The organism is Meiothermus sp. CFH 77666 (genome assembly GCF_017497985.1).
Classification (GTDB): Bacteria; Deinococcota; Deinococci; order Deinococcales; family Thermaceae; genus Meiothermus.
On record NZ_JAGDFV010000058.1, the window covers coordinates 1 to 4,977 of the forward strand.

Annotated in this window: 4 protein-coding genes and 1 pseudogene; 3 read left to right on the plus strand and 2 right to left on the minus strand. The window is 56.7% G+C overall.

Annotated elements, in window-relative coordinates:
* Together J3L12_RS16475 and J3L12_RS16480 are read right to left on the minus strand one after the other, a co-directional pair.
* The coding region (locus J3L12_RS16475; protein ID WP_208016138.1) for a transposase at window positions 1–183 on the minus strand (183 nt) is incomplete at its 3' end.
* Between the two features lie 180 nt (window positions 184–363).
* Window positions 364–1,758: a replication initiator protein A gene (locus J3L12_RS16480; RefSeq protein ID WP_208016139.1), complete on the minus strand. Its 1,395-nt coding sequence runs from the start codon at window positions 1,756–1,758 to the stop codon at window positions 364–366.
* A gap of 711 nt (window positions 1,759–2,469) precedes the next feature.
* Here J3L12_RS16480 and J3L12_RS16485 point away from each other — a divergent pair.
* The 3 genes and pseudogenes from J3L12_RS16485 to J3L12_RS16495 form a co-directional block, all read left to right on the plus strand.
* On the plus strand, window positions 2,470–3,426 hold the full coding sequence (locus J3L12_RS16485; protein ID WP_208016140.1) for a ParA family protein: 957 nt from the start codon (window positions 2,470–2,472) through the stop codon (window positions 3,424–3,426).
* A 50-nt stretch (window positions 3,427–3,476) separates the two neighbouring features.
* The gene (locus tag J3L12_RS16490) at window positions 3,477–4,304 is read left to right on the plus strand and encodes a ParB/RepB/Spo0J family partition protein (RefSeq protein ID WP_243455343.1); all 828 of its coding nucleotides are present in this window, start codon (window positions 3,477–3,479) and stop codon (window positions 4,302–4,304) included.
* Window positions 4,305–4,664: 360 nt separating this feature from the next.
* Window positions 4,665–4,977: pseudogene (locus J3L12_RS16495) on the plus strand (hypothetical protein); the annotation flags it as partial.

The following is a 4,977-nucleotide window of genomic DNA, read 5'->3' on the forward strand; positions in this document are numbered from 1 at the left end:
CTGCCAGGGCACGTGGTCGGAGGGCATCAACCGCCAGGCACAGCCTCCTCTGAGCACGTAGAAAATAGCGTTCAAGATCAGGCGCCAATCCCACTTGCGTCTGGGATGAGGCTTCAGTTCGGGCAGCAGGGGCTTCAACAGCTCGTATTCCTTTGTGCTAAGATCGCTGGGGTAGTTGGTCATAGCAAACACCAAACTACCCCTTTTTCCCTTGATAACCTATTCAGACATGCTCTAGTGGCGTACCGCAAAAACTAGTTTGTGGGGTACACTGGGCTCTCCGGGCGCAACCCCCTTCCTTCCCGTCGCCATGCCAAGGCGAGGTGAGAACCGGAGCATCCGCGAAAGAGGTTTTGTGAGGTATCAAAGCCTATCCAATCTCTGAACCAGTTCATCCACGAACTTGGGCAATTGATGCCCTATACTGGCCTGGATCGCTACCTCGACCGTCCGCCTGGGATCCAGGTGGCCAGCCTCAAAGGCCGCCTCGAGCCCACTGTAATAGTGGGTCGGCAGGCTCTTGCCCAAAATCAACGAGAGCATTCGCAGAGCCTTGGCGGCCTGCCCCTGACGATCAAGCCCTTCCCATTCCTGGGCGGCCTCCTGCTCCCGGCGCTCCTCTTCCCTCTTCGCTTCCAGCGCCAGGCGCTGCCGAACATCGTTGGTGGCTTTTCGTCGGCTTTTGGATACAAAACCCTCGGGGTCTGCGTACTTGGCTTCCTCATCTCGAATCACATCTACCAGGAAGCCCGCTCGGTTTCGTGGTTTGTAACCTGAGTTCAGGATGGCCTCGTATCGGTTCAGCCGTTCGGCAATACGCTCCGCGCCGTACTGCGCCAGCAGGGCCTGCCCCACCGGTCGGGCTACACCATGCGCGGCGATTTTTTCCAGCAACCGTAGGTTTTCCCGAGAAACATACACCTGCTGACCGAAGGTGTAGCGAATTTCCTGCTTCTGCCCCCGGCCCTCGTAATCTACTCGGGCCAGGTAACCCCGCTCAATGAGCTCCTGGTGGGCCCCCTCGAGGGTTCTTCGTACCCGTGCCGGGGTTTGATCGACAATCTTGCACGCTTTAGCCCAGTCCACAATGTTGGTGCGAAACTGGTTTACCTCTCCCCCATCCGGAGAAACCCTCTGCGCATCAAGCAGGCGGTATAGAGCCCGTGTAAGCGGGCGCTCCAGGGTGGTCAAAAAACCCAGATCCAGCGGTTTCAGGTATCGAGCCCGCACCGACTCTACGATCTCGCGAGCCAGCCGGATCTTGAGGACGCTGGGGGCCGAAAGACTCAGTTTATCGTCCTCGCTGGTATACTCCAGACGCTCGATGTAACGAAAGGTTACTGTGGTCCACTTCTTGCCACTGCGCCAGGCTTCGCTGGCCGTGTAAGTGGCGGTTGTGAGTCGCTCAAGGCTCTCCTTCAAGGCTTGGTAGTAATGACCACTGGTGTCCCAACCGACAATCGAAAGAATTCGGTAGGCCGTGGTCACGATGGTGCCATCTTCAGGCGCTCCTGCTTCCTGATACAGGCTTATGAGCGCGAGGCTTACATCATTGTCAAGCCCGTGCGGCACCCCTCCATGCTCGGACACAGCCACGCAGGAAAGTCGCGCTCGTCGGCCATCAAGGTTAATTTCCACACTCCAGCTCGTGTAGTCTGGAGGAATGCGCTCCTGAATGCTGATCAGGCCCAGGCGGGCCACGTTAGCCTCGTCGAAGCGCTCGATCTCAGTACGTTCAGGGTTGCTTTTGGCGGCCATGATTAGCAAATTATATGCCGATTGCCAAACAGCCTTGATGTTGATAATTGTGAGTGATTAAAAAAAGAATTGGTACTTTAATGATGTCATCATCAAGGGCCACCGGGTTATGCCGTTCTGTACATGTAATCTTTTTAGAATTAGCCAAGTATTCCGATACTTTCAAGCCCTTTTTGCTCGAGTATTCCGATACTTTGGGGCGCAAATTGGCCAAGTATTCCGATAACGCTTCTCCGAACTGGCCAAGTATTCCGATAATCGAGGGGTGCCAACTGACCAAGTATTCCGATACTCAGATCGTTCAATTGACCAAGTATTCCGATAGCGGTTTTTCTCAACTTACCAAGTATTCCGATAGCAGATGTCCTGTAATTAGCCAGGTATTCCGATACCCTGACCTGCATCATCTACACGACCCCCTGTAACCACGAAAGATTCGTTGGATACGAGAAAAGTTGTAGTTATAAATTCCTCAGCCAGCCAGCAATTGACCAAGTATTCCGATACCAGACCTGGGTTAATTGACCAAGTATTCCGATACCCATAGAGAGCCTGTAACGCTCGATTAGACTAGGAATCTCTCTGTAAGCGAACCACCCGCAGGCGGTTGTGAACGCCCAGCAGTGCTATGAATGAGTAATGTTCGGCCTCAATGGGTGATGTCAGGGCACAATGTTGTGCGTTGCGGAAATCATCTGTTATGATTAGCGCATGCCGCAAAAGCTAATGCCCTTAACAGAGTATGCAGAACAACAGGGAATTCCCGAGAGCACGTTGCGCTGGCAGATCAAACAGGGTCAGCAGAAGGCCGTGCGCCATGGTCGGTACTGGTACATTCCCGTTGAGGTGGAAAAACTCAGCCAGGCCACGCAGGTGCTTACGCTATTCACCCATGCGGGAGGTGCAGGTAAAACCTCCCTTGCAAGGGATCTTGGATTTGCATTGGCCTCTCGAGGATTCCGGGTCTTGCTGATTGATGCCGACCCGCAGGCAAACCTTACCGCGTGGCTGGGTCAGGATCCAACCACGGTAAAGGATGAAGAAACACTTCTTCTGGTTTTGAGCCAGAATGTTTTACCCGCGCCACGCAAAGATCTGGTAGGAGGTCTCGAGCTCATTCCGGCTAGCATGAATTTGGCTATTGCGGAGTCGGTGATCCCCAGCAAAAAGCTTGGTCTGATGTTGCTCCGCGCTGCATGGCAAGATGCCGAGTGGTTTCAGGATTACGATTATGTCTTGATTGACTCCCCTCCATCGCTAGGCTCAATTGCGGGGATGGCAGCGCTGGCCAGTCACGGTCTGGTGGTGCCGGTGGAAACCAGCGCTAAAGGCCTTCAGGCTTTGCGGGGCGTGGTGGAAGTTAGTCGAGACTATGTGCAGACCCTGGCTTCTCTGCGTTTTCACAGCCCGCGAAGCCCGTTTATTCGCCTGCTGGTGCCTACCAAGTACGACCCGCGCACCAACCAGGATCGCATGGCCCAGAAGATTCTCGAGGAGGCAAGCCAGATTGCCCCGATTACCCCGCCACTTTACTACCGGCCGGGACCTTACAAGGAAGCCATCGACCAGGCCCTGCCCATCCAGGCAGTGGGCGATGAGCGCATTCGTGAGGAGATGAATATTGTGTGCCAGACCTTCCTGGATGTGACCCATAAGGAGGTGGTCTAGTGGGCGTCATGCAGGATATGTTCCGTCAGGTGCAGGAGCTGGCCAGGGAGATGACGGTTAAGGAGTCCTCGCTACCGCTCACTGCCCTCTCCCCTACTGCCCAGCCCCGCAAGCGGTTTGAGAAGCTGGAGGAGCTGGCCGCTTCGGTGAAAGAGCGCGGGGTTCTGCAACCCTTGCTGGTGCGCCCACTGGGGGATGGGCAGTACGCCATCATTGCCGGGGAGCGTCGCTACCGAGCCGCTGAGCTGGCCGGGCTGACCGAGGTGCCGGTGGTGATCCTCGAGGTGGACGAGGCCACCGCCCACCAGATCGCCCTGGTGGAGAACCTGCAACGCGAAGACCTCAACCCCTACGAGGAGACCCTGGGCATCCTGGCCCTGCTGGAGATGCGGCTGGAGAAGAGCAGGGAAGAGGTAGTGGGGCTGTTGCGGCAGATGAAGAACGCCCGCGAGGGTCGGGTTAGGGACAACGTTGTACCTAATACTGATGCCGTCCAGGTCGAGGAAATCTTCCAGGGCCTGGGGCGGCTGACCTGGGAATCCTTCGTGCAGCACCGCCTGCCCCTGTTGAATTTGCCCGAGGATCTGAAGGCCGCCCTGGAGGAAGGGGTCATCCCCTACACCACCGCCCTGGAACTCAAGAAGGTGCGGGACAAAAAGGCCCGCAAGAACCTCCTGAAGGAAGCCCGCCTGGGCCTTTCCCTTCGCGAGCTGAAGGAGCGGGTGCGGGCTTTGCTCCAGAAGGAGGCCTCTCCCCTGCCCCGGCACAGGGCGGTGGCCAGCCGGTTGGCGAAGGTGAACCTCGAGGCCCTACCCGCTGAGAAGCGGGCCAGGGTGGAGGAGATGCTGGAGGAGCTCGAGCGCCTGCTGGGAGAGTAGGGGGATGGGCAACGCCGCAAAGGTGGTCATCAGGTGTGTCGGTTGCGAAAAGACCCAGAACGTCCAGCCTTCCCGCCTGGAAAAATGCGAGGGGTATTTCTGTGGTCGTTGTGGCTTTGAGCCGCCCAATCCGCCCGAGGGCTACCTCAACGAGCTGGTTCCGAACGCCGCCGGGGGGGTTTTGGGGCTACCGGATCGTGCGGCTAGAGCAAGAGGCCCGAGCTGCCATCGAGCGGGCCAGGGCCATCCGTGAAGCGGCCCTCGAGCAACCCAAAAACCTAAACTGAGCCAAATTTATGTCGCTACTTAATCACTGGTGCTAGTTGAAAAGTAGCGGGAGAAAGGAATAGGGTCTGGTGTATGCGGCCAGACCCGAGATGCATTCTATCGCTGGAAGACGTTGCTTTGGTGCTGTACGTTGGCGTAGACGATGCCCTGCGTTCGAAGGCAAAACAGCATGAACATCAACAAGCCAAGCTCAGCCTTAGTGAGTTGGTCACCATCGGGCTGATGTTCAGCCTCAAAGGCGGTTCGTTCCGTCGGTTTTACCTGTGGCTGGTCGCCAACCTGGGTGACTGCTTCCCCCATCTACCTGAACGCACCCGTTTGCAGCGACGACTACTCCAGTACCAAGCTTTGGTCGTACATTTTCTGGCCGAACCCAGCTTGTTCT